We start from the raw sequence: 20,970 nt of genomic DNA, 5'->3' as shown, positions 1-20,970 counted from the left end.
CGTCGCTGCGTGGCTAGTGTTGCCTCATGAGCCTCAACCGCAAGCTGATCAGTCACGGGTTCGCGGACCTCGAGAAAAGCCGGCGGTTCCTCGACGCGCCGGAGCTGCAGGGGCTCAACGACGACGCCCTGTTCGCGGGCCTCGCGGTCGCCGCGAATCCGGATCTCGCACTCCAGTCCTTCGTCCGCCTCCTGGCTGCGCGCCGGACCCCGGTCGAGGCGACCTTCGCCGACGAGGGCAGGCGGTCGGCACTGTTCCGGCTGCTCGGAGCCTCCGAGGCACTCGGCGAGTTCCTCATGCGCCATCCCGAGCACCTCGATGTCGTCGTGCCCGGTTCGGCCACGCCCCGCGTCGTGGAGGCCTCGGACCTCCGGACAGTCCTCCTCCGGGCGGTCCAGGCGGACCCGGGGGAGGACAACCCGGTCGCAGGGGTCACCGGGGTGGACGCCCACCGTGCACTCAGGATCGCCTACCGGCGGCAGCTGACCGACCTCGCCGTCCGCGATCTCGGCCACTGCGCGCCGGTCGACTACCTGCCCGTCGTCGCGCGTGAACTGGCCGATCTCGCCGCTGCGGCGCTCGAGGCGTCGCTGGCCGTCGCCCGGGCCGAGCTCGAGGAGGTCCACGGGTCCGATGTCGTCCGGCGCGTACGCCTCGCCGTCATCGCCATGGGCAAGTGCGGTGCCCGTGAACTGAACTACATCTCCGACGTCGACGTCGTCTACGTGGTGGAGGGCGACGACCTCGACGACACGACACTGACCCGGATCGGGACCGGTCTGGCCTCCGGCATGTCCCGCGGTGTCTACTCGCCCGGCCCGGAACCGGCGCTGTGGGAGGTCGACGCGAACCTCCGTCCGGAGGGCAAGGACGGCCAGCTCGTCCGCACCCTCGAGTCCCACGTGTCCTACTACCGTCGATGGGCGAAGACCTGGGAGTTCCAGGCGCTGCTGAAGGCGCGCGCGGTGGCGGGCGATCTCGAGCTCGGCCGCCGCTACGAGGAGGCGATCGCGCCCTTCGTGTGGGCGTCCTCGCAGCGCGAGGGCTTCGTCGAGGCCGTGCGTGCCATGCGGCGCCGGGTGACCGACAACATCCCGCGGGAGGAGGAGGCCCGCCAGCTCAAGCTCGGCCCGGGCGGACTGCGCGACGTCGAGTTCACGGTGCAGCTCCTGCAACTGGTGCACGGCCGGCTCGACGATTCGCTCCGCGTCCGGGACACGGTCTCGGCGATCGCCGCGCTCAGCGCCGCCGGCTACATCGGGCGGTCCGATGCGCTGGACCTCGACGACGCCTACCGGTACCTGCGCGTGCTCGAGCACCGGATCCAGCTGGTCCAGATGCGCCGCACCCACCTGATGCCGGAGGACGAGACAGCGCTGCGCTCCCTCGCCCGGTCGTCGGAGGGGTGCATGGTGACGGTCCGGCCCAGCGCCCAGAGCCTGCACGAGAAGTGGCAGCGGACGCGGCGGCTCGTGAAGCGGCTGCACGAAGCCATCTTCTACCGGCCGCTGCTCAACAACGCGGCCACGCTCCGGCCGGAGGACGTCCAGCTGACGGCCGAGGCGGCACAGGCGCGCCTGGCCGCGCTCGGGTACCAGGATCCGCGCGGCGCCATGCGGCACATCGAAGCGCTCACGGGCGGCCTGCGCCGGCGGGCGATGCTGCAGAAGCAGTTGCTGCCCATCCTCCTGGCCTGGTTCGCCGACGGCGTCGATCCCGACGCCGGGCTCCTCGGCTTCCGGCGGCTCAGCGAATCGCTCGGTGAGAGCCACTGGTATCTGGGGATGCTGCGCGACTCCAACGCCGCCGCCGAGCGGCTCTGTGCCGTCCTGTCGAGCAGCAGGTTCATCACGGACCTCCTCGAGGTGTCGCCGGAGTCCACCCAGTGGCTCGGCTCGGACAGCGCGCTGGTACCCGACACCTTCGAGGCGCAGTGGCAGGAGATCCAGTCCAAGATGTCCCGGCATCCGGAGCCGGGCGAGGCGATCCGGCTGATCCGGCTGATCCGGCGGCGTGAGCTCCTGCGCATCGCCATCGCCGACAGCTCCAGCCTCCTCACCCAGGCGCAGGTCGGGGAGGCCCTGGCCGATACCGATCGCGCCGCCGTCCTCGGCGCGCTGCACGTCGCCGAGAAGGAGCTCACGGCCCGCGGTGAACCGCGGCTCACCGACGTCGTCGTCATGGCTATGGGACGGCAGGGCGGCAGGGAGATCACCTACGGGTCCGATGCGGACGTCATCTACGTCCACCGACCCCTCGAGGGCGCGGACGCGGCAGCCGCGCAGCGGCAGGCCGAGGGGATCGTGGCCCGGCTGGCCGCCCTCCTCACGCAGCCGTGCAAACCTCCCGTGCTGGCCGAGCGCGTGCTGGAGATCGACACGGCGCTCCGCCCCGAGGGCAAGCAGGGCGCGATGGTGCGGTCCATCGACAGCTACCGCGAGTACTACCGCCGGTGGTCGCTCGTGTGGGAGGCGCAGGCCCTGCTGCGGGCGAGGCCGCTCGCCGGCGACGACGGACTCGCTGCCGAGTTCGTGGCCCTCATCGACCCCGTGCGCTACCCGCAGGACCTCGGCGAGACGGAGGTGCGGGAGATCCGGCGCGTGAAGGCCCGGGTGGAGGCGGAGCGGCTCCCGCGCGGGGCCGACCCGTCGCGGCACCTCAAGCTGGGCAGGGGAGCCCTCAGCGACGTCGAATGGCTCGTGCAGCTGCTGCAGCTGCAGCACGCACACGCGGTACCGGGCCTGCGCGTGCAGTCCACCCTCGCAGCCCTGGACGTCATCGCCGCGGAAGGACTCCTGCCCGCTGACGACGTCGACACCCTCCGTGCCGGCTGGAACCTCGCCACGCGCATCCGCGCGGCGAACGTCATCTGGAGCGGCCGCGGCTCAGACCTCCTCCCGTCCCCGCGCCGCGACCTCGAGGCGGTGGCGCGCTGGTGCGGGTACGGTCCGGGCAGCGGCTCGGACCTCGAGGAGGACTACCTGCGGATGACACGGCGCAGCCGGGCCATCTTCGAGCGGCACTTCTACGGGTACTGAGTAGCACTGCCCGGACACGACGACGGCGGCTCCCGTCCGGGAGCCGCCGTCGCGGTCGATCAGGTGGTGCGGCGCGGATCAGACGCCGTAGTAGAGCTCGAACTCGTAGGGGTTCGGGCGGAGCGAGAGCGGCTTGATCTCCATCTCGCGCTTGTAGTCGATCCAGGTGTCGATCAGGTCCTGCGTGAAGACGTCTCCGGCCTGGAGGAACTCGTTGTCGGCCTCGAGGGCCAGCAGTGCCTCCTCGAGGGACCCCGGCGCCTTCTGGATGTCCTTGGCCTCCTCGGCAGGGAGCTCGTAGAGGTCCTTGTCGATCGGCTCGGCCGGCTCGATGCGGTTCTTGATGCCGTCGAGGCCGGCCATGAGCTGCGCGGCGAAGGCGAGGTACGGGTTCGACGAGGGGTCCGGCGCGCGGAACTCGATGCGCTTGGCCTTCGGGTTCGAGCCCGTGATGGGGATGCGGATGCCGGCGGAGCGGTTGCCCTGCGAGTACACCATGTTGACCGGGGCCTCGAAGCCCTTCACGAGGCGGCGGTAGGAGTTGACCGTCGGGTTGGTGAAGGCGAGGACGGCGGAGGCATGCTTGAGCAGGCCGCCGATGTACCAGCGGGCCGTGTCCGAGAGCCCGGCGTAGCCGCGCTCGTCGTAGAACAGGGGCTGGCCGTCAGCCCACAGCGACTGGTGGCAGTGCATGCCGGAGCCGTTGTCGCCGAAGATGGGCTTCGGCATGAAGGTTGCCGACTTGCCCCACGCGTTGGAGACGTTCTTGACGATGTACTTGAACTTCTGCAGGTCGTCGGCTGCATGTGTCATGGTCGTGAACTTGTAGTTGATCTCGGCCTGCCCGGCACCGCCCACCTCATGGTGCGAGCGCTCGACCTCGAGGCCTGCCTTGTCCAGTTCCACGCAGATGGCGTCGCGGAGGTCGGCCTGCTTGTCGACGGGGGAGACGGGGAAGTACCCGCCCTTGAAGGGGGTCTTGTTGCCCAGGTTTCCACCGACCTCCTCGCGCCCGGAGTTCCACGGTGCCTCGATGGAGTCGACCTTGTAGAAGCTGCCCTGGGGGGAGGACTCGTACTGCACGTTGTCGAAGATGAAGAACTCGGCCTCGGGTGCGAAGAACGCCGTATCCGCGATACCGGTGGAGGACAGGTACGCCTCGGCGCGCTCGGCCACGCTGCGGGGGTCGCGGTGGTAGGGGTCACCCGTACGGGGGTTCACGATCGAGAAGTTCAGGGCGAGGGTCTTCTCGGTCCGGAACGGATCGACGAATGCTGTCGTCACGTCCGGGATGAGCTGCATGTCCGATTCCGCGATGCCCTGGAAACCACGGATGGAGGAGCCGTCGAAGAGCTGACCGTGGATGAAGAAGTCAGCATCGACCGACTTGGCGGGGACGTTGAAGTGCTGCTGCACCCCCGGAAGATCGGTGAAACGGACATCGACGAACTTGATGTCTTCATCGGCGATGAACTTGAGGACCTCGTCCGCATTCTTAAACATCGATTCATGCTCCTAACGCATGGCTGGGGTGGAATCCGGCGCCAGCGCGTGTCCCTGCACCGCACGGGAAGTCACGGGCTCTGGCAGGATGGAACGCTGCCGCCGACTCGTCACAACTGTAGGAGCGGGCAGTTTCTCGCTGGTATCGCTCGTGTTTCCGGGACGTTACGTGACAGGAACTGCGCTCCCCACCCTAGCGTCTCCGGTGCGGCAGGAGCATAATACGCCCCGCGCGGGACCGGTACGCTGGGGACGTGGTGAACAGACGAGACCTCGGTTCGTGGATGGAGGGGCCCTCGCCCTCCGGCAATCAGCAGTGGCCAGGGCAGCGCCTCGGGCGACCCGAATCCGGCCCGGGCTCCATCGCGCGGTTCGCCCCGCGGGCAGCGGCGCTCCTGATCGACTGGGTGCTCTGTTCCCTCCTGTCGGCTGCGTTCTTCGGCTACGACGGAGTCGCCACGCTGTACATCTTCCTGGTCGAGCAGGTCCTCCTGGTCGGGTTCTTCGGCTACAGCATCGGGCACCGGATCCTGCGGATGCAGGTGCAGACACTGGACGGGCAGCCGGCCGGGTATCTGACGGCACTGATCCGCAGCGTCCTGCTGTGCCTCGTCATCCCGGCACTGATCATCGACGTCGACCAGCGCGGCCTGCACGATCGCGCCCGTACCACGGGTCTCTTCCGGATTTGATCCATTGCGTCACCTCGGGCATCCGGCGCAGCCCGGGCGCAAAGCCGGATGTCGGTGCCGTGCCCGGCCCCCGATGCCCTGCGTGCGGCACAGGAAAAGCCCCTCCCGTTTCCGGGAGGGGCTTCCTCTGTCGTCAGGCGCGGGGTGCTCAGCGGCCGCGCATGGCCTTACGGTCCGGGCGAGCCTTGAAGGGGTCCACGCCCTTGGGGATGGGAAGCTTCGTGCCGAGGGCCGTCAGTCGCTTGTCCACGGCGTAGACCTCCTGCTTGGTCAGCGTCTTCTTCAGTTTCTGGACGGCCTTGGGGACCTTTGAGAGCGGCACCTGGCGCTCATCCCGCCCTGTCTCGATGACATGGACCGGGACGTTGGGGATGATGCGGGCCATTTTCCGCTTCTCCCCGTCCACGAGCTGCTTCACTCGCGTCGACGGACCTTCGGACACGAGGATCACTCCGGGCCGGCCGATGACACGGAAGACGGCATCCTGCGTGCGGGGATTCACCGCGACCGGCTGCTCCTGCAGGATCCAGCCTCTCCGGAGCACGCTGAGAGCCGCCCCTGCCGCCCCCGGGCGTCCTTCGATCTGCGAGAAAGCCGCCCTCTCGGCCCGCCTGGAGAGGATGAAGATCGCGGCGAGGAACGCCAGCGGCACCGCGATGATCATCAGCGTGATGACGTTGTTGATGAGCAGGCCGACGAGGAGGCCGACGGCGATGATGCCGATGAAGGCCAGCAGCATGAACCAGACGACGCTCGGGTCGTTGCGGCGGGTCATCGCGAAGACCTCGCGGATCTGCTTCATCCGCCCGGGCTTCTTCGGCCCCTTGTCCGCCTTCGGCTTGCGGGAGAACAGACGGCGCTTGGGCGTAGGTGAGCCTGAGGGATCGATCGCGTGTGACATAGTCCCTCGATTCTACGGGATGGGCGGCGCGCTCACCCCGACGCGCACGGACACGGGCACGGATCGGGTGTCACCCGGCGAGGAGAGAGGATGCTTCCTGCATCGCCGAGCCCGAATCGTCGAGGTGCGCGAGCTCGGCAGGGAGCTCGAGTCCCTTCCTGCGCATGGCACGCGCCCAGAGGCGGCCTGCCCGATAGGACGAACGGACGAGGGGTCCGCTCATCACCCCGAGGAAACCGATCTCCTCGGCCTCCTCGCTCAGCTCGACGAACTCACCGGGCTTCACCCAGCGGTCGACGGGCAGGTGGCGCTCGCTCGGTCGGAGATACTGCGTGATGGTGATGAGATCGCAGCCGGCGTCGTGCAGGTCACGCAGGGCTTCCGAGATCTCCTCGCGCGTCTCGCCCATGCCGAGGATGAGATTCGACTTCGTGACCATGCCGCGGTCCCGGCCCTGCGTGATGACGTCCAGCGAGCGCTCGTACCGGAAGGCCGGCCGGATGCGCTTGAAGATGCGGGGTACTGTCTCGACGTTGTGGGCGAAGACCTCCGGCGCCGCGTCGCAGATGGCGGCGATGTGCTCGGGCTTGCCGGAGAAGTCGGGAATGAGGATCTCCACACCCGTGCCGGGGTTCATGCTGTGGATCTGGCGGATGGTCTCCGCATAGAGCCATACGCCCTCGTCCGCGAGATCGTCACGGGCAACCCCGGTCACCGTCGCGTAGCGCAGGTTCATCGACCGCACGGACTGCGCCACCTTGAAGGGCTCGCTGCGATCCAGCGGCTGCGGCTTGCCCGTGTCGATCTGGCAGAAGTCGCAGCGCCGCGTGCACTCGGACCCTCCGATGAGGAAGGTCGCCTCGCGGTCCTCCCAGCACTCGAAGATGTTCGGGCACCCGGCCTCCTCGCAGACGGTGTGCAGCCCTTCCTTCTTCACCAGGTTCTTCATGGCGACGAACTCGGGGCCGATGTTCACCTTGGCCTTGATCCAGTCCGGCTTGCGTTCTACCGGCGTCTCGGCGTTACGCGCCTCGATGCGCAGCATGCGGCGGCCCTCGGGTGCAAGGCTCACAGTGAAGCTCCTTCTGGCTGGGTGTGACGGGCACGACCGATCGTGTCGGGGCCCGCTGTGTCTGCCGTCCCGGCGATCACGCCGGGGGTCGATCCGGATGGCTCGATGGCATCGTCGCCTACGAGCACCGCCTCATTCTTGCGCAGTTCGGCCTCGATGAGTGAAACGACGTCCGAGGGCTCGACGGGCCGTCCGCATTCCGCCGAGATCGAGGTGACCCCGGCGTCATTGATGCCACAGGGGACGATCTGCTGGAAGGGAGCGAGATCGTTGCTGCAGTTGACGGCGAAGCCGTGCATCGTCACGCGATCCTTGACCCGGATGCCGATCGCCGCGATCTTCCGGGCGGGCATCGTAGCGGACGCCGGCAGCCAGACGCCGGATCGGCCGGCGATCCGGACACCCTCGATGCCGAAGTGGGCGAGGGCGGAGATGATGACCTGCTCGAGGACGTCGACATAGTCGGCGATCCTCGCTGGATCACGCAACGCGAGGATGGGATAGCCGACGAGCTGACCCGGCCCGTGCCACGTGAGCTTGCCGCCGCGATCGACGGGGATGACAGGGGTTCCGTCGAAGGGCCGCTCGTGATCCTCGGTCCGTTTCCCGGCGGTGTAGACGGGGGTGTGTTCGAGCAGCAGTACGGTACTGGGTGCAGCGCCGGCGACGACGTCCGCGTGCAGCGCCTTCTGGATCTCCCAGCCCTGCGTGTACTCGATGTAGTCGGGAGCGAGGCCGACGCGCGACAGGACGAGAGTCATGACGCAAGCCTAGTCCTGTGCGGTGACACGAGTGCCGGGGTTCGAACGGCACAGCATCATTCCGGGACGGAGAAGGTCAACGCCAGGCGCGCCAGCCGCCATTCGTGCCCGGCGCTCCGCACCTCGAAATGCAGGAGGGGCCCGGCGGGGTTCGTCTGTGCGCCGAAGCGCCAGAAGTGCGCCGTCAACTCCCGCACGGGCGACGATCCGACGGCATCCGGGCCGAGGACCGGCAGTGCGCGCCAGGTCGTCCAGTGACGGGTGACTCCGATGACCCACCACTCCGAACCACGCCAGAGGATCCGTTCCGGTCGCTTCTCGCCATCGACCTGCGAGAAGTGCAGGACGAGGGGGTCGTCGAGCGCTCTCCAGGTCATCCCGCTCTCGGTGGTGCTGTTCCGCATGACGTCCCTGTCCCGATCGCCGGATGTATGTTAAAAATAGAACACATGTTCTATTCGGGCAAGCTCCGCAGATGGGCGAGGCCGGGAAGGCTGTGGATAACCTCCGGAACGACGCCGTGATCGCCTAGAACAGATGGATGGATGACCCCACCTCCTGCCCTCCCTCCCCGGACCCGGATGCAGACGATACCGCCCGGTTGCGCCAGGACGACCCGTGGCCGCACGACGAGCCCGCGCGTCCCGTGGTGGCGGGACTGTCGGTAGGACGCCTGCTCGGGCGGGGAGGCGCCTCCGTGGTGTGGCAGGTCACCGACGCCGCCGGCCTGAGCTTCGCCCTCAAGGTGCCGATGACGCCGTCGGATGTGGGTGAGCCGTCCCGCACGAGCCCCTGTCCGGAGGACGCCGGCGCGGCCGTGGAGGCTGGAGGAGGCCGGCGCGGCGAACGCCCGAACCGACGGGCGCGAGCTGGAAGCGGCGGATCGGCCGGCCTCCCACCCCGTTCTCTCGTGGGCGATGCCGCCGCGCCGAGCGCGTCGTCGTCCCCCGCCCGGCGCGGACGTCGCTCTGCCGGGACATCGCCCTCGATCTCCGCTGTGCGGAGGGCGCCGGCACCCGCGGAGCTGCCCACTTCAGTGTCAGAAGAGCCGACCAAGCTCTTCGGACGTGCGACGGAGGCGCCGTCGGCCCGGCGGATGGCGGGGACGCCTCCGGGGGCGGACGGGCTCGCGCGTGAGCTCGCCCTGCTGCAGCGCTTCACCCACGACCACCTCCTGCGCGTGCACCGGATCGTCCCGACGGACCAGGGCCCGGCCCTGCTGGCCGAGCTTGCGGCAGGGGGATCGATCCTCGCCCTGGTGGCGGGCCGGGGTCCGCTGCCCATCCCCGAGGTCGTGACGTCGCTGGTCCCCATCGCGCACGTCCTGCAGTACCTGCACGACGCCGGTGCTGTGCACGGCGACGTGACACCGGGGAACATCCTCTTCAGCCACGAGGGGAGGCCTATCCTCGCTGATCTCGGGACGGGTCAGCTGCTCGGAACGGATGCGTCGAGGTCCCGGGGGACGCCCGGTTTCATCGATCCCTCGGGTGGTGGCGGGTTCGACCCGGGAGCCGACGTCTTCGCCCTGGCTGCGGTGTCCTGGTTCGCCATGACCGGACGCGTCTCCGGCCCCACGGAGCAGCGACCTCCGCTCTCGCTGATGGTGCCCGAGGTCCCGGCGCCGCTCATGCACCTCATCGAGGACGGCCTGAGCGCTGATCGCCGACGCCGCCCGACCGCCGAGCAGTTCGCCCGGACCCTCCTCTCGAGTGCGGCGGCCCGACCGGTCGACCTGGTGCCCGCCGTGCACCCCAGTGTCCTTCCCGAACTCCTGACCCGCCGTGCGTCCGTCCCGTCGGACAGAAAGCCGACGGGCTGGCGGCGCCTGGTGGCGGTCCTGCGCCCGGCGTGGCGACGTGGGGCTCCGCAGGCAGATGCACGGCGCGCGCCCGGAGAAGAGCAGCGGATCGCCGGGCCAGGCACTCCGCGTCCCGGATCCGGCAGGGCGCCGATCAGGGCCCCGCGTGCCCGAGCAGGGGAGCGCGCCGCGGTGGCGGTCCGCCCCGGTTCCCTGATCGCCCCGGGCGTGGCCTCAGGCGCACGCGGTGGTGCGGCGCTGGTCGGCAGGCCCGCCACCGGCTCCCTCGGCTCCCTCCGGTCGCGTCCGCGCGATGGGCGGGACGGGATCCTGCGCGGCCGTGCCGCCCTGGTGGCGGGAGTACTCGCCCTGGCCCTGCTGGTTGCCGGGCTGGCACTGACCGTGAGCGGTCCGCTGCGTCCGGGCGTTCTGTCCGCGCCCGTAACGGTGACGGCGGACACACCGGGACGGGGCGGCGGCGAGGCGCGGACGAAGGATGGTCCGGAGGCCGGCGGGTCGGGGCGGAGTCCGGGGACGGGGGCGACGCGGGAGGACGGAGGCGCCCCGGCGACCGGCTCCGATCAGGGGCGGGAGGAGGGCGCGGATGAGGAGGAGATCGACGACCAGGTGGGGGAGGGCGATCCGGGTCGGGGGGTCCTGGAAGCAGCCGATCCGCGGGTGCCCGGCCGCGACGGTCCCGCCGGCGAGGACCCGCTGATCGCGCTCGGTGACCTCGCGAATCTGCGGGCGGAGGCCTTCGCGACCGCGGACCCGTCCCTGTTGTCGAGGATCGATGTGGAGGGATCTCCGGCGATGACGGCAGACCGCGAGGCGTTGGAGTCGTTGGCGACGTCCGGAATCACGTTCCCGGGCCTGACGATCAGCATCAGGGAGCCCCGGGCCCTCACCGGTGACGAGCAAGCAGCCATGACGGCGCTCGCGGACTCGCCGGCGGTCGGCGATGCTCCGTCGGGCACGACCGTGTCCCTGGTGCGGGCCACCGCGGCGCTGTCCTCCTACACCGAGGAACGAACCGTCCCGGCCGACGAACGCGGATCACCGTCGCTGATGGCGGCCGGCCGTCAGGACATGATCTTCGTCCTGTGGAATTCGGGCGGGGGCTGGCGGATCCACTCCACGATCGAGCCCCCTGCCTGAAGGATCCCGCTACTGCTTCGATCCGACGTTCCGACGGACCCAGGCGGCGAGCGCCTCCGGGGTCGGTTCGTCGAACGAGAAGCCCGACGCCGTGAGGGCGCGCGGCTGCATCCGGGTACTCACGAGGAGGAGCTCATAGCCGAGTTGTCCGATGGCCGCTGTGAGGATGAAGGCGGGGGCCCGCAGCCACACCGGTCGGTGGAAAGCCTTCCCCAGCTGCAGCGCGATGGTGTCGAGGGTCGCGGGCGTCGGGGCGCTCAGGTTGACGGGCCCCGCCAGGTCAGCCGTGAGGAGGAACTCGATGGCACGTATCTCGTCATTCAAGCTGATCCAGGGCCACCACTGGCGGCCGGACCCGAGCGAAGCCCCGATGAACGCCCGGATCGGGATCAGGAGGTTGGGCAGCGCGCCCCCCTCCGTGGCCATGACGATGCCGGTGCGGGGGAGGACCACCCGCACGGAGGAGGGAGCGGCGAGTGCCTCCGCCTCCCACCGACGGCAGATGTCCGCGAGCAGCGTCTCGCCCGAGGAGGCCTCCTCCGTCAGCACGTCGTCACCGCGGTCGCCGTAGTAACCGGACGCCGACTGGCTGATGAAGACCTCCGGCGGGTGGGCCGCCTGCCGCATCGCCCGCACCAGGGTCCTCGTGGGCATGATCCGGGAGGAGTACAGGGTCTCCTTGTAGCTCCGCGTCCACAGACCGCCGGCAATTCCCGCCCCGGACAGGTTGATCACGGCGTCGGCCTGCTCCACGGCAGCGACGTCCAGTTCACCCCGTGCAGGGTCCCAGCGGACCTCCCCGGCCCCCTTGGGAGCGCGCCGCACGAGGCGTGTCACCTCGTGGTTCTTCTCGAGCTGACGGACGAGGGCTGTGCCGATGGTCCCGGACGCGCCGGCGAGAAGGATACGCATGCTCCCATCGAACCACTTGTGCGCGACGAAAGGTATCGGGCCCCCAAGCGGACGCGGTGACGCCGCAACGCGGCGCACGGTGTCGGTCCCGCGCTGATGCGGTGACCCCGCAACGCGGCGAACGGTGTCGGCCCCCGCGCTGATGCGGTGACGCCGCAACGCGGCGCACGGTGTCGTGCACCGCGAACGCTCTGGCGTCCCGGCGTGGCGGGGCGTCATCGGCCTCACCGACCGCCGACGTCGCGCAGGTCGTACCACGGCGGACGAATCGACTCCGAACATGCGGGAGGCCCCCGAACGAATCCGGAGGCCTCCTCGTGCGGCCCGTGAGCGGACCTGTGAGCGGTCCTGGACCCGATGCGGGGCCGGACCGCCCGGGGTCAGCTGTGCAGTGTCGCCGTCAGGGAGATGTCCTTCACTCCGGCCAGCGCCTGGGACACGGGGCAGCCTTCCTTCGCGGCCTGCGCGACACGCTGGAAGTCCTCCTCGGAGAGATCCGGGACGGTGGCGTCGAGCGTGAGGCGGATCGCGGTGATCCCGGTGCCGGGCTGGAAGTCGACCTCGGCCTTGGTCTCGACGCGGTCGGGCGTCTTGCCCTCCTCGCCGAGCGCGTGGCTGAAGGCCATGGAGAAGCAGGCGGAGTGTGCGGCGGCAATGAGCTCCTCGGGGCTGGTCTTGCCCTCCGACTGCTCTGCACGGGCCTTCCAGGTCACGTCGTAGGTTCCGAGGCCGGAGGAATCCAGTGTGACCTGCCCCGAGCCCGAGGGCAGATCCCCGCTCCAGATGGTGTGGGCTGTGCGAACGGTAGCCATGGTTCTCCTTGCTGTCCGTCCGGACGCGGAGGTCGCGTCCGGTACTTCCCTCCCATCCTAGGAGCAGATCCGCGTCCTGCCCCGCCCCACCTGCGCCGGGCTGCGGGCTGCACCGGAGATGACGGCGGACGGGTACCCCGGGACGACGGAAGCCGCCTCCCCGGGGGGAAGCGGCTTCCGTGCGGACGCGACGGCCCGGGTTGCTGCTAGAGGCCGAGATCGGCCTCGAAGGCGCCGCCTTCCAGGCGAGCCTTGAGCGTCTGCAGGAAGCGTCCCGCATCCGCGCCGTCGACCAGTCGGTGGTCGTAGGTCAGGCTCAGGTACATCATCGACCGGATGGCGATGGTGTCGTCGCCGTCCGCACCCGTGATCACCACCGGGCGCTTGACGATGATGCCCGTGCCGAGGATGCCGACCTGCGGCTGGTTGATGATCGGCGTGTCGAACAGAGCACCGGCGGAGCCGATGTTCGTGATCGTGAACGTGCCGCCGGAGAGCTCGTCGGGACCGATCTGGCCGTTACGGGTCCGGGATCCGACATCGGCGATCTTCTTGGCGAGACCACCGAGGTTGAGGTTCCCGGCGTCCTTGATGACGGGGACGAGCAGGCCCTTCTCGGTGTCCACCGCGATCGCCAGGTGCTCGGCGTCGTGGTAGGTCACTTCCTTCTTCTCCTCGTCGAAGGAGGCGTTCAGCTTCGGGTGCTGCTTCAGGGCCTCGGTGACGGCCTTCGAGATGAAGGGGAGGAACGTGAGCTTCGCGCCGTTCTGCGCGAGGAAGGTGTCCTTCGACGCGGTCCGCAGCTTGGCGATCCGGGTCATGTCGACCTCGATCACCTGGGTCAGCTGCGCCGAGACCTCGAGGGACTCCCGCATGCGCTTGGCGATGGTCTGGCGGATGCGCGGGGCCTTCTCCACGGTGCCGCGCAGCTTCGAGGGCTCGACGGCTGGCGCCGCGGGCTTCGACGGCGCTGCGCCTCCAGCGGGAGCGGCGGGCGCCGGCGCGGCCTGCTGAGCGGGCTCCGCCTGCGCCGCCTTCCGGGCCTCGGCGGCGTCGAGGACGTCCTGCTTACGGATACGCCCTCCCACCCCGGTGCCCTTGACCGTGGACAGGTCGACGTCGTTCTGGTTCGCGAGGCGTCGCACGAGCGGGGTCACGTACGCGGACGCATCCGAACCGCTGGAGTCGGACGCCGTCCCGGCAGGCTTGTCCGCGGACTTCTCTGCGGGCTTCTCCACCGGCTTCTCAGCGGGCTTCTCAGCAGCGGCGGGCTGCGGAGCCGATGCGCCGCTCGCGTCGTCGTCGGGCTCCGACGTACCGGAGGCCCGCTCGGCCTCGTGGTGCGAGCCGGGCTTCTCCGTGGGGGCGTCCTCGCGCTCCTCGGCGGGCGCGGCCACGAGCGGCTCACCCGACGCGGCCTCGACCTTCTGGGGGGCGGAGGCCCCGGCACCGATGACGGCGAGGACCGCGCCGACCTCGGCGGTCTCGTCCTCGTTGACGCGGATCTCCTGCAGGGTGCCGGCCACGGGCGAGGGGATCTCCGTGTCGACCTTGTCCGTCGAGACTTCGAGGAGGGGCTCGTCGACCTCGACCTCGTCGCCGATGGCCTTCAGCCAGCGGGTGACGGTGCCCTCGGTGACGCTCTCGCCCAGGGCGGGAAGGGTGACCTCGGTGCCTTCGCCCGATCCGGCGTCATCGCTCCCTGCGCCGGTCCCACCGTCGGAGGACGAGGCCTCCGCCTGCGGTGCCTCCGATGTATCGGGCTGCGAGGCCTCGGCCGGTGCGGAGTCCTCGGCCGGAGCGGCATCTCCGGAATCGCTGCTGCCCGATCCGTCGCCGATCCGGACGAGCGGTGCGCCGACCTCGGCGGTCTCGTCCTCGGCCACCAGGATCTCCTCGATGACGCCGGCGATGGGCGACGGGATCTCGGTGTCGACCTTGTCGGTGGAGACCTCGAGGAGCGGCTCGTCCACCTCGACACGGTCACCGACCTGCTTGAGCCAGCGGGTGACGGTGCCTTCGGTGACGCTTTCACCGAGAGCGGGCAAGTTCACGGATTCAGACATAATGCGCCCGTTTCTCCTTCGTAGATCGTTCCTGACAGCTGATCGACGAGCGGGGCCCGCTCAGCTGGACGTGCGTGAGATTCCTGGTTCCGAGCTTAGTCCACGCCTCCGGGGCGTGGACCAGGCTCGTGGGACCGTGTGACGGCTCCCGGACGGGCGTCAGCCGTGCAGCGGCTTGCCCGCCAGCGCGAGGTGCGCCTCGCCGAGCGCCTCGTTCTGCGTGGGGTGTGCGTGGATCAGCGGGGCGACGTCCTCCGGGTAGGCCTCCCAGTTGACGATCAGCTGTGCCTCGCCGATCTGCTCGCCCATGCGGCTGCCGAGCATGTGGACACCGACGATGGGGCCGTCCTTCTCCCGGACGAGCTTGACGATGCCGCCGGTGCCGATGATCGAGCTCTTGCCGTTGCCGGCGAGGTTGTACTCGTGGGTCAGCACGTTCTCGTCACCGAACTTCTCGCGGGCGGCCTTCTCGGTGTAGCCGACCGAGGCGATCTCCGGATCACTGTAGGTGACCTTGGGGATGTTGAGATCGGCGACGACGACGGGCTTCAGGCCCGCGATCTCCTCCGCCACGAAGATGCCCTGCTGGAAGCCGCGGTGGGCCAGCTGCAGGCCGGGGACGATGTCGCCGATCGCGTAGATGGTGCCGACACCGGTGTGGAGGCGCTCGTTGGTGATGACGAAGCCGCGGTCCATGGTGAGGCCTGCCTCCTCGTAGCCGAGGTTCTGCGTGACCGGTCCGCGGCCGACGGCGACGAGCATGAGGTCCGCTTCGAAGGTCTTGCCGTCCTCGAGCGAGACGACGACGCCGTCGTCGTTCTGCTCGACCGACTTGAAGCGGGTACCGGTGTTGAACTTGATGCCGCGCTTCTTGAAGGCGCGCTCGAAGTTCTTGACGATCGACGCGTCCTCGTTGGGCACGAGCGAGGGCAGCGCCTCGACGATCGTGACGTCGACGCCGAAGGACTTCCACACGGAGGCGAACTCGCAGCCGATGACGCCGCCGCCGAGGATGATGACCGACTTCGGCACGAAGTCCATCGTCAGGGCCTGGTCCGAGGTGATGACCTTGCCGCCGATCTCGAGGCCGGGGAGGCTGCGGGAGAAGGACCCGGTGGCGAGGATGATGTGCTTTCCGGTGTAGACGGTGCCGTCGACGTCGATGGTGTTCTCCGACGCCAGCTTGCCCGATCCTTCGATCACGGTGATGCCCTTGGACTTGATGAGTCCCTGCAGGCCGCGGTACTTACCGGCGATGATGCCGTCCTTGTAGGCGTTGACCGCGTTCATGTCGATCGACTCGAACGTCGCCTTCACGCCGTACTTCTCGGCGTCGCGGGCGCCGTCGGCGATCTCCGCGGAGTGGAGGAGGGCCTTGGTGGGGATGCAGCCGTTGTGCAGGCAGGTGCCCCCGAGCTTGCCCTTCTCGATGAGCCCCACCGTGAAGCCCAGCTGCACGGCACGGAGTGCGGCGGCGTATCCGCCACTTCCTCCGCCGAGTACCAGGATGTCGAATTCTTGCGCAGTTGCCGATGCGGCCACTTGAACGCTCCCTCGCGTGGTCTGGGACGCGCCCTGCGCGTCGGTTGGTGGATCGTTTGCTCATGCGGTCGCGATGCGGTCGCTGATCGTTCGTGTGCTTTGTTTTTCACCCTATCCCCACGGTGCATCCGGCTTCTACTCGAAGTCGGCGCCGGACGCACCGTGGGGTCGTGATGTGCGCTTTCTCACGCGCCGGAGGGGCCGCCCGCCGGACGGACCCCCGGTCAGACCGTGCGGGCGAGGGTGTCCTCGACGTAGGCGAGGAGCGTGCGGACGCCGACGCCGGTGCCCGCCTTGGGCGTGTAGCCGTAGGGCGCACCCTCGTTGAAGGCGGGACCCGCGATGTCGAGGTGCGCCCAGGGGATCTTCTCGCCGTCGACCTGGCCGACGAACTCCCGCAGGAACACGGCTGCGGTCATCATGCCGCCGTTCCGCTCGCCGATGTTCGCGATGTCGGCGACCTGGGACTCGAGGCTCGGCCGCAGCTCCTCGGGGAGCGGCATCGGCCAGAACTGCTCGCCCGCGCGGTCTGCTGCGGCCTTGACGGCGTCACGTACGCCGTCGTCGCCCATGACGCCCGAGACCCGCGTGCCCAGGGCGATCATCTGCGCACCCGTGAGCGTGGCGATGTCGATGATCGCATCGGGTGCCTCCTCGCTCGCGGCGGCGAGGCCGTCGGCCATCACGAGCCGGCCCTCGGCGTCGGTGTTGAGGACCTCGACGGTGCGTCCGCCGTAGATGGACAGGACGTCCTCGGGGCGCTGCGCGGTACCCGAGGGCATGTTCTCGGCGAGGCAGAGCCAGGCCGTGACCTTGGCGGGAAGGCCCAGTTCGGCGACGGCCAGGAGGGTGCTGAGGACGACGGCGGCACCGGCCATGTCGAGCTTCATGGTCTGCATGCCCGCAGCGGGCTTCAGCGAGAGTCCACCGGAGTCGAAGGTGATGCCCTTGCCCACGAGGGCCAGGTGCACGGCGGGCCTGGCGGGGGAGTACTCGACCTTCACCATGCGCGGGGGACGCGACGAACCCTTGCCGACGCCCAGGATCCCGCCGTAGCCGTCCCGCTCGAGGCGCTTCTCGTCCATGACCGTGACCTTGATCGGCAGACCCCGCGTCAGGTCCTTGGCCGCCTGGGCGAAGGTCTCCGGGTACAGGTGGCTGGGCGGCTGGTTGACGAGGGAGCGCGTGGTGTTGACGTTCTTCCCGAGGATGGTGGCCCGCCGGAGGGCGGGAGCCAGCTGAGCGTCGTCGGCCACGGCCGTGTGGACGACGACGTTGCGCACGGCCGCTCGGTCGGTCGCCGGGGCGATCGTCCCGTCGGCCTTCATGCCCGACTTGTGGCCCTCGTAGCTGTAGGCGCCGAAGGCGGCGCCTTCCGCGACGGCTGTCGCCGCAGCCACCGTCGTGGCGGGGAGTGCGATGACCACGGTGTCGAGCCCGGTGAGCTGGCGGACCGCGGCTCCCGCCGCGCGGCGCAGGGTCTCGGCGGGCACCTCGGCGTCCGCGGACACCGGACCGACGCCGGACAGGACGAGCGAGTCCGCGCTGGTCTCCGGGAGGCCGGGGAGCCTGCGCACCTCGTCCGCCGCCCCGGTGATCCCGAGCACCTGCAGCGAGTCACCGAGGGCGCGCGCAGCCTTGGCGGGAAGAGGGTTCTCGAGCAGGACCGGTCCGTCCGTCCCCTTGGCGACCGCGATCACGAGCGCGTCGCTCGGGATCTTCTTGATGTCCTTCGCGGAAGCCGTCAGGTGTAGTTCGCTCGTCTTGATCACGGAATCTGTCTCCTCGTGTCCGGATGGGTTGTCCAGATGCTGCATGCTGCGTGGTTCCGGTATCTGGTGGTCCGGGAACCGTCCTGACGATCGTAGTCTCTGTGCCGCGGGTGCCCCGCAGCCGTTCGCAGGACGCATACCGCGCGATCCGCATCCGCCGCTTGCCGCCCGGCCCCGCGGTCCCCATCCTCCCGCTCCCCGGAATGAAGCCGGTCCGGGTGGCGTTGACGCCTGCAGGACCACGGAGCAAGGAGAGAGCCATGCTGGATCCAGGAACCCTCTACAACATCAACACCGACGTCTTCGACGACCCCGCGACCAAGGGCCTCCCGCTGCTCATGAGCCTCACCGGCTTCATGGACGCCGGCCAGGTGGTGTCCCAGGTCAGCGAGGAGCTGATGGAGGTGCTGGAGCACGAGCCCGTCGCCGAGTTCGATGCCGACCAGCTCATCGACTACCGCGGGCGGCGTCCGAGGATCACCTTCGTCGAGGACCACCTGACGGACTACCGGCCGCATCGCCTCGGCCTCCACCGCCTGTACGACGGCCTCGGCGAGCCGTTCCTCCTGTTGACCGGACTCGAGCCCGACCTGCAGTGGGAGCGTTTCTCGAGCGCCGTCGTCGGCCTGGTGAAGGACCTCGAGGTCTCGATCGTCTCCTGGGTGCACGCCATCCCCATGCCCGTCCCGCACACGCGCCCCCTCGGCGTGACCGTGCACGGCAACCGTCCCGACCTCATCGACGGCATGAGCGCGTGGCGGCCGACGGCGGAGTTCCAGGCGTCGATCGGGCACGTCCTCGAGATGCGGCTCATCGAGGCCGGGAACGACGTCGTCGGGCACGTCATCCACGTCCCGCACTACCTCGCCGAGGCGGAGTACCCGCCCGCTGCCGTCGCCGGACTCGAGTACCTCGGCGCGTCGGCGCGGCTCGTCCTGCCGACGGACAGGCTGCGCGAGACGGGCCGCGACGTCGAGCGGCAGATCGCCCGGCAGGTGGGGAACTCCACCGAGGTGCAGTCCGTGGTCACGTCCCTCGAGCAGCGGTACGACGAGTACGCCGACGGGGCGGCCCGCCGGTCGCTGCTCGTCAAGGAGAACAGCGAACTGGCGAGCGCCGACGAACTCGGTGCCGCCGTCGAGGCCTATCTCGCCAGCCCCCAGGCGGAGGAGGAGTCGACGCTGCTGTGGGACACGGAGTTCCTGGGGACGACGCCCATCGACTACGGCTCGCACGGCAGCGCTCCGGATGGAGCGGTATCGGGCGAGTCCGGTGCTGCGGGCGGGTCCGACGCCGCCGACGGGTCCGGGATCGGGGCTCCGGGGTCGACGGACGACGACGGCCCGTCCGGCACCCGCCCGCCCTCCTGAGCTGCCGCACGCGTCCCCGCGCCTCGATCCGGCGACCGGATCCCGCCTGATCCCCGCGGCCGGAACCCTGTCGGACAGACCGGTACCGCGCCGCCGATGCCCATCCGCCGACCAGGCGGGTGGGCATCGTCATAGGCGGCAGAGCCGCAGGACGGCGGTAGCGCAGGGGACGTCACGGGATAATGGGCAGCGTGATCTTCTCGAGAGCCGGACTGGTGTGGGCGGCGGGCGTGCTGGCGTACCTGGTGGCCGTGACGCAGCGCACCACGTTCGGGGTGGCAGGGCTCGAAGCGACGGACCGGTTCGGCGCGACGGCGTCCCAGCTGTCCGTCTTCACCGTGGTGCAGCTGCTCGTCTACGCGGGCCTGCAGGTCCCCGTGGGTGTCCTCGTGGACCGGTGGGGGCCGCGTACGCTGATCGTGGCCGGTGGCGTGCTGATGGCGCTCGGCCAGGCCCAGCTGGCCTTCGCGGACTCGGTCGGCGCCGGCATCGTCGGACGGTTGTTCGTCGGCGCCGGTGACGCGACGACGTTCATCAGTGTCCTGCGACTCCTCCCCGCCTGGTTCGAGCCACGGCGCATCCCGGTGCTCACCCAGTGGACCGGGATCATCGGGCAGCTCGGGCAGGTGGTGTCCGTCATCCCGTTCGTCGCCCTCCTGTCGGGCGTCGGCTGGCAGCCCGCGTTCCTGTCCGCTGCCGCGCTGTCGGTGGTCGCCGTCGTGCTGTCCGTCAGTGTGATCCGCGATTCCCCCGTCGCGGGCAGCGAACGACGATCCCAGACCCTCCGGGAGACCGGGACGTCGCTCGCCGAGGCCTGGAAGCAGCCGGGGACCCGGCTGGGACTGTGGTCCCACTTCACCATCCAGTTCCCCGGGACCGTCTTCGTGCTCATGTGGGGCTACCCGTACCTCGTCCGTGCGGAGAAGGTCGGTGAAGGCGCCGCGTCCGCGCTCATGACGTTGTTCGTGGCCGTGGGTATCGCCTGCGGGCCGCTCCTCGGGCGCTACGTGGGCCGCCACCCGCTCCGCCGCTCCACCATGGTGCTCTCCATCGCCGGCCTGATGGCGGCTGCCTGGCTCGCCGTCCTGCTCTATCCCGGGCCCGCACCCCTGCCTCTGCTGACCCTCCTGGTGGTGGCGCTCGCCGTCGGCGGACCCGGATCGATGATCGCCTTCGACTTCGCGCGCACCTTCAACCCCGCGGCCCGCATGGGCACTGCGACCGGGATCGTCAACATCGGCGGCTTCATGGCGTCGCTCCTGACGATGTTCGTGATCGGGATCGTGCTCGACCTCCTCCTCGCGGGTGGGTACTCGCGCGGCGACCTCTACGCCCTGACCTCCTTCCGCCTCGCGATGGCCGTCCAGCTCGTGGTGCTGGCCACCGGCGCGACGGCGGTGGTCATCGCTCGCGGGAGGGTGCGACGGCGGATGGCCGAGCAGGGCGTCGTGGTCCCGCCCCTGCGGGACGCGCTCGCCCGGGAGCGGCGGCTGCGCCGCCAGCGGAAGGCCGCCCGGAGGCAGGACGGCTAGGTCCGTCGGCGGGCCCGACCCGTTGTCCACATACCAGC

General features: G+C 69.8%; 14 protein-coding genes and 1 pseudogene. 5 read left to right on the top strand and 10 right to left on the bottom strand.

The genetic code is table 11. The annotated features are described in order from the left end of the window. Nucleotides 1-26: 26 nt before the first annotated feature. Entirely contained in the window at nucleotides 27-3,038 is a 3,012-nt protein-coding gene (locus ASF21_RS13480) for a bifunctional [glutamine synthetase] adenylyltransferase/[glutamine synthetase]-adenylyl-L-tyrosine phosphorylase (RefSeq protein ID WP_055772225.1), read from the top strand. A gap of 78 nt (nucleotides 3,039-3,116) precedes the next feature. Here the strand turns inward: ASF21_RS13480 and glnA are convergent, their stop codons facing one another. Then, nucleotides 3,117-4,541: a type I glutamate--ammonia ligase gene (gene glnA / locus ASF21_RS13475; RefSeq protein ID WP_055772222.1), complete on the bottom strand. Its 1,425-nt coding sequence runs from the start codon at nucleotides 4,539-4,541 to the stop codon at nucleotides 3,117-3,119. Nucleotides 4,542-4,795: 254 nt separating this feature from the next. Here glnA and ASF21_RS13470 point away from each other — a divergent pair, with 254 nt between their 5' ends. Continuing rightward, nucleotides 4,796-5,233 carry an RDD family protein gene (locus ASF21_RS13470; RefSeq protein ID WP_055772220.1) on the top strand — a complete coding sequence of 146 codons (438 nt, stop codon included), beginning with the start codon at nucleotides 4,796-4,798 and terminating at the stop codon, nucleotides 5,231-5,233. Between the two features lie 148 nt (nucleotides 5,234-5,381). On the opposite strand, the gene ASF21_RS13465 is transcribed toward ASF21_RS13470, so the two are convergent. From ASF21_RS13465 to ASF21_RS13450, 4 genes are all read right to left on the bottom strand, one after another. Beyond that, complete coding sequence (locus ASF21_RS13465) at nucleotides 5,382-6,134, bottom strand: DUF4191 domain-containing protein (protein ID WP_055772217.1); 753 nt, start codon at nucleotides 6,132-6,134, stop codon at nucleotides 5,382-5,384. Between the two features lie 70 nt (nucleotides 6,135-6,204). Further along, a complete protein-coding gene (gene lipA / locus ASF21_RS13460; protein ID WP_055772215.1) occupies nucleotides 6,205-7,206 on the bottom strand; it encodes a lipoyl synthase in 1,002 nt (333 codons plus the stop codon). Then, entirely contained in the window at nucleotides 7,203-7,967 is a 765-nt protein-coding gene (gene lipB / locus ASF21_RS13455) for a lipoyl(octanoyl) transferase LipB (protein ID WP_082471559.1), read from the bottom strand. Before lipB ends, lipA begins: the two co-directional genes overlap by 4 nt. Before the next feature lie 56 nt (nucleotides 7,968-8,023). Further along, nucleotides 8,024-8,371 carry a hypothetical protein gene (locus ASF21_RS13450; RefSeq protein ID WP_055772212.1) on the bottom strand — a complete coding sequence of 116 codons (348 nt, stop codon included), beginning with the start codon at nucleotides 8,369-8,371 and terminating at the stop codon, nucleotides 8,024-8,026. 137 nt (nucleotides 8,372-8,508) lie between these two features. Between ASF21_RS13450 and ASF21_RS13445 the strand changes: the two genes are divergently transcribed. Beyond that, a complete protein-coding gene (locus tag ASF21_RS13445; RefSeq protein ID WP_082471558.1) occupies nucleotides 8,509-10,926 on the top strand; it encodes a serine/threonine protein kinase in 2,418 nt (805 codons plus the stop codon). Nucleotides 10,927-10,935: 9 nt separating this feature from the next. Here the strand turns inward: ASF21_RS13445 and ASF21_RS13440 are convergent, their stop codons facing one another. The 5 genes from ASF21_RS13440 to ASF21_RS13420 all read right to left on the bottom strand — a co-directional run bounded on the left by ASF21_RS13440 (nucleotide 10,936) and on the right by ASF21_RS13420 (nucleotide 18,030). Beyond that, entirely contained in the window at nucleotides 10,936-11,838 is a 903-nt protein-coding gene (locus ASF21_RS13440) for a TIGR01777 family oxidoreductase (RefSeq protein WP_055772206.1), read from the bottom strand. A 380-nt stretch (nucleotides 11,839-12,218) separates the two neighbouring features. Beyond that, nucleotides 12,219-12,650 (bottom strand): OsmC family protein, encoded by a 432-nt coding sequence (locus ASF21_RS13435; protein ID WP_055772203.1) that lies wholly within the window; start codon nucleotides 12,648-12,650, stop codon nucleotides 12,219-12,221. A gap of 206 nt (nucleotides 12,651-12,856) precedes the next feature. Next, the gene (gene sucB / locus ASF21_RS13430) at nucleotides 12,857-14,716 is read right to left on the bottom strand and encodes a 2-oxoglutarate dehydrogenase, E2 component, dihydrolipoamide succinyltransferase (protein WP_055772200.1); all 1,860 of its coding nucleotides are present in this window, start codon (nucleotides 14,714-14,716) and stop codon (nucleotides 12,857-12,859) included. Nucleotides 14,717-14,875: 159 nt separating this feature from the next. After that, a complete protein-coding gene (lpdA, locus tag ASF21_RS13425) occupies nucleotides 14,876-16,258 on the bottom strand; it encodes a dihydrolipoyl dehydrogenase (protein WP_055772197.1) in 1,383 nt (460 codons plus the stop codon). A gap of 224 nt (nucleotides 16,259-16,482) precedes the next feature. After that, entirely contained in the window at nucleotides 16,483-18,030 is a 1,548-nt protein-coding gene (locus tag ASF21_RS13420; protein ID WP_055772374.1) for a leucyl aminopeptidase, read from the bottom strand. Nucleotides 18,031-18,233: 203 nt separating this feature from the next. Here ASF21_RS13420 and ASF21_RS13415 point away from each other — a divergent pair. Both ASF21_RS13415 and ASF21_RS13410 read left to right on the top strand, forming a co-directional pair. After that, a pseudogene (locus ASF21_RS13415) lies at nucleotides 18,234-19,184 on the top strand (proteasome assembly chaperone family protein); the annotation flags it as partial. A gap of 407 nt (nucleotides 19,185-19,591) precedes the next feature. Continuing rightward, the gene (locus ASF21_RS13410; protein ID WP_157365919.1) at nucleotides 19,592-20,932 is read left to right on the top strand and encodes an MFS transporter; all 1,341 of its coding nucleotides are present in this window, start codon (nucleotides 19,592-19,594) and stop codon (nucleotides 20,930-20,932) included. Nucleotides 20,933-20,970: the final 38 nt, after the last annotated feature.

Origin of the sequence: Arthrobacter sp. Leaf234, from assembly GCF_001422665.1 — a bacterium.
Lineage (GTDB): Bacteria > Actinomycetota > Actinomycetes > Actinomycetales > Micrococcaceae > Arthrobacter_D.
This window is presented reverse-complemented; position numbering and strand designations above follow the sequence as displayed.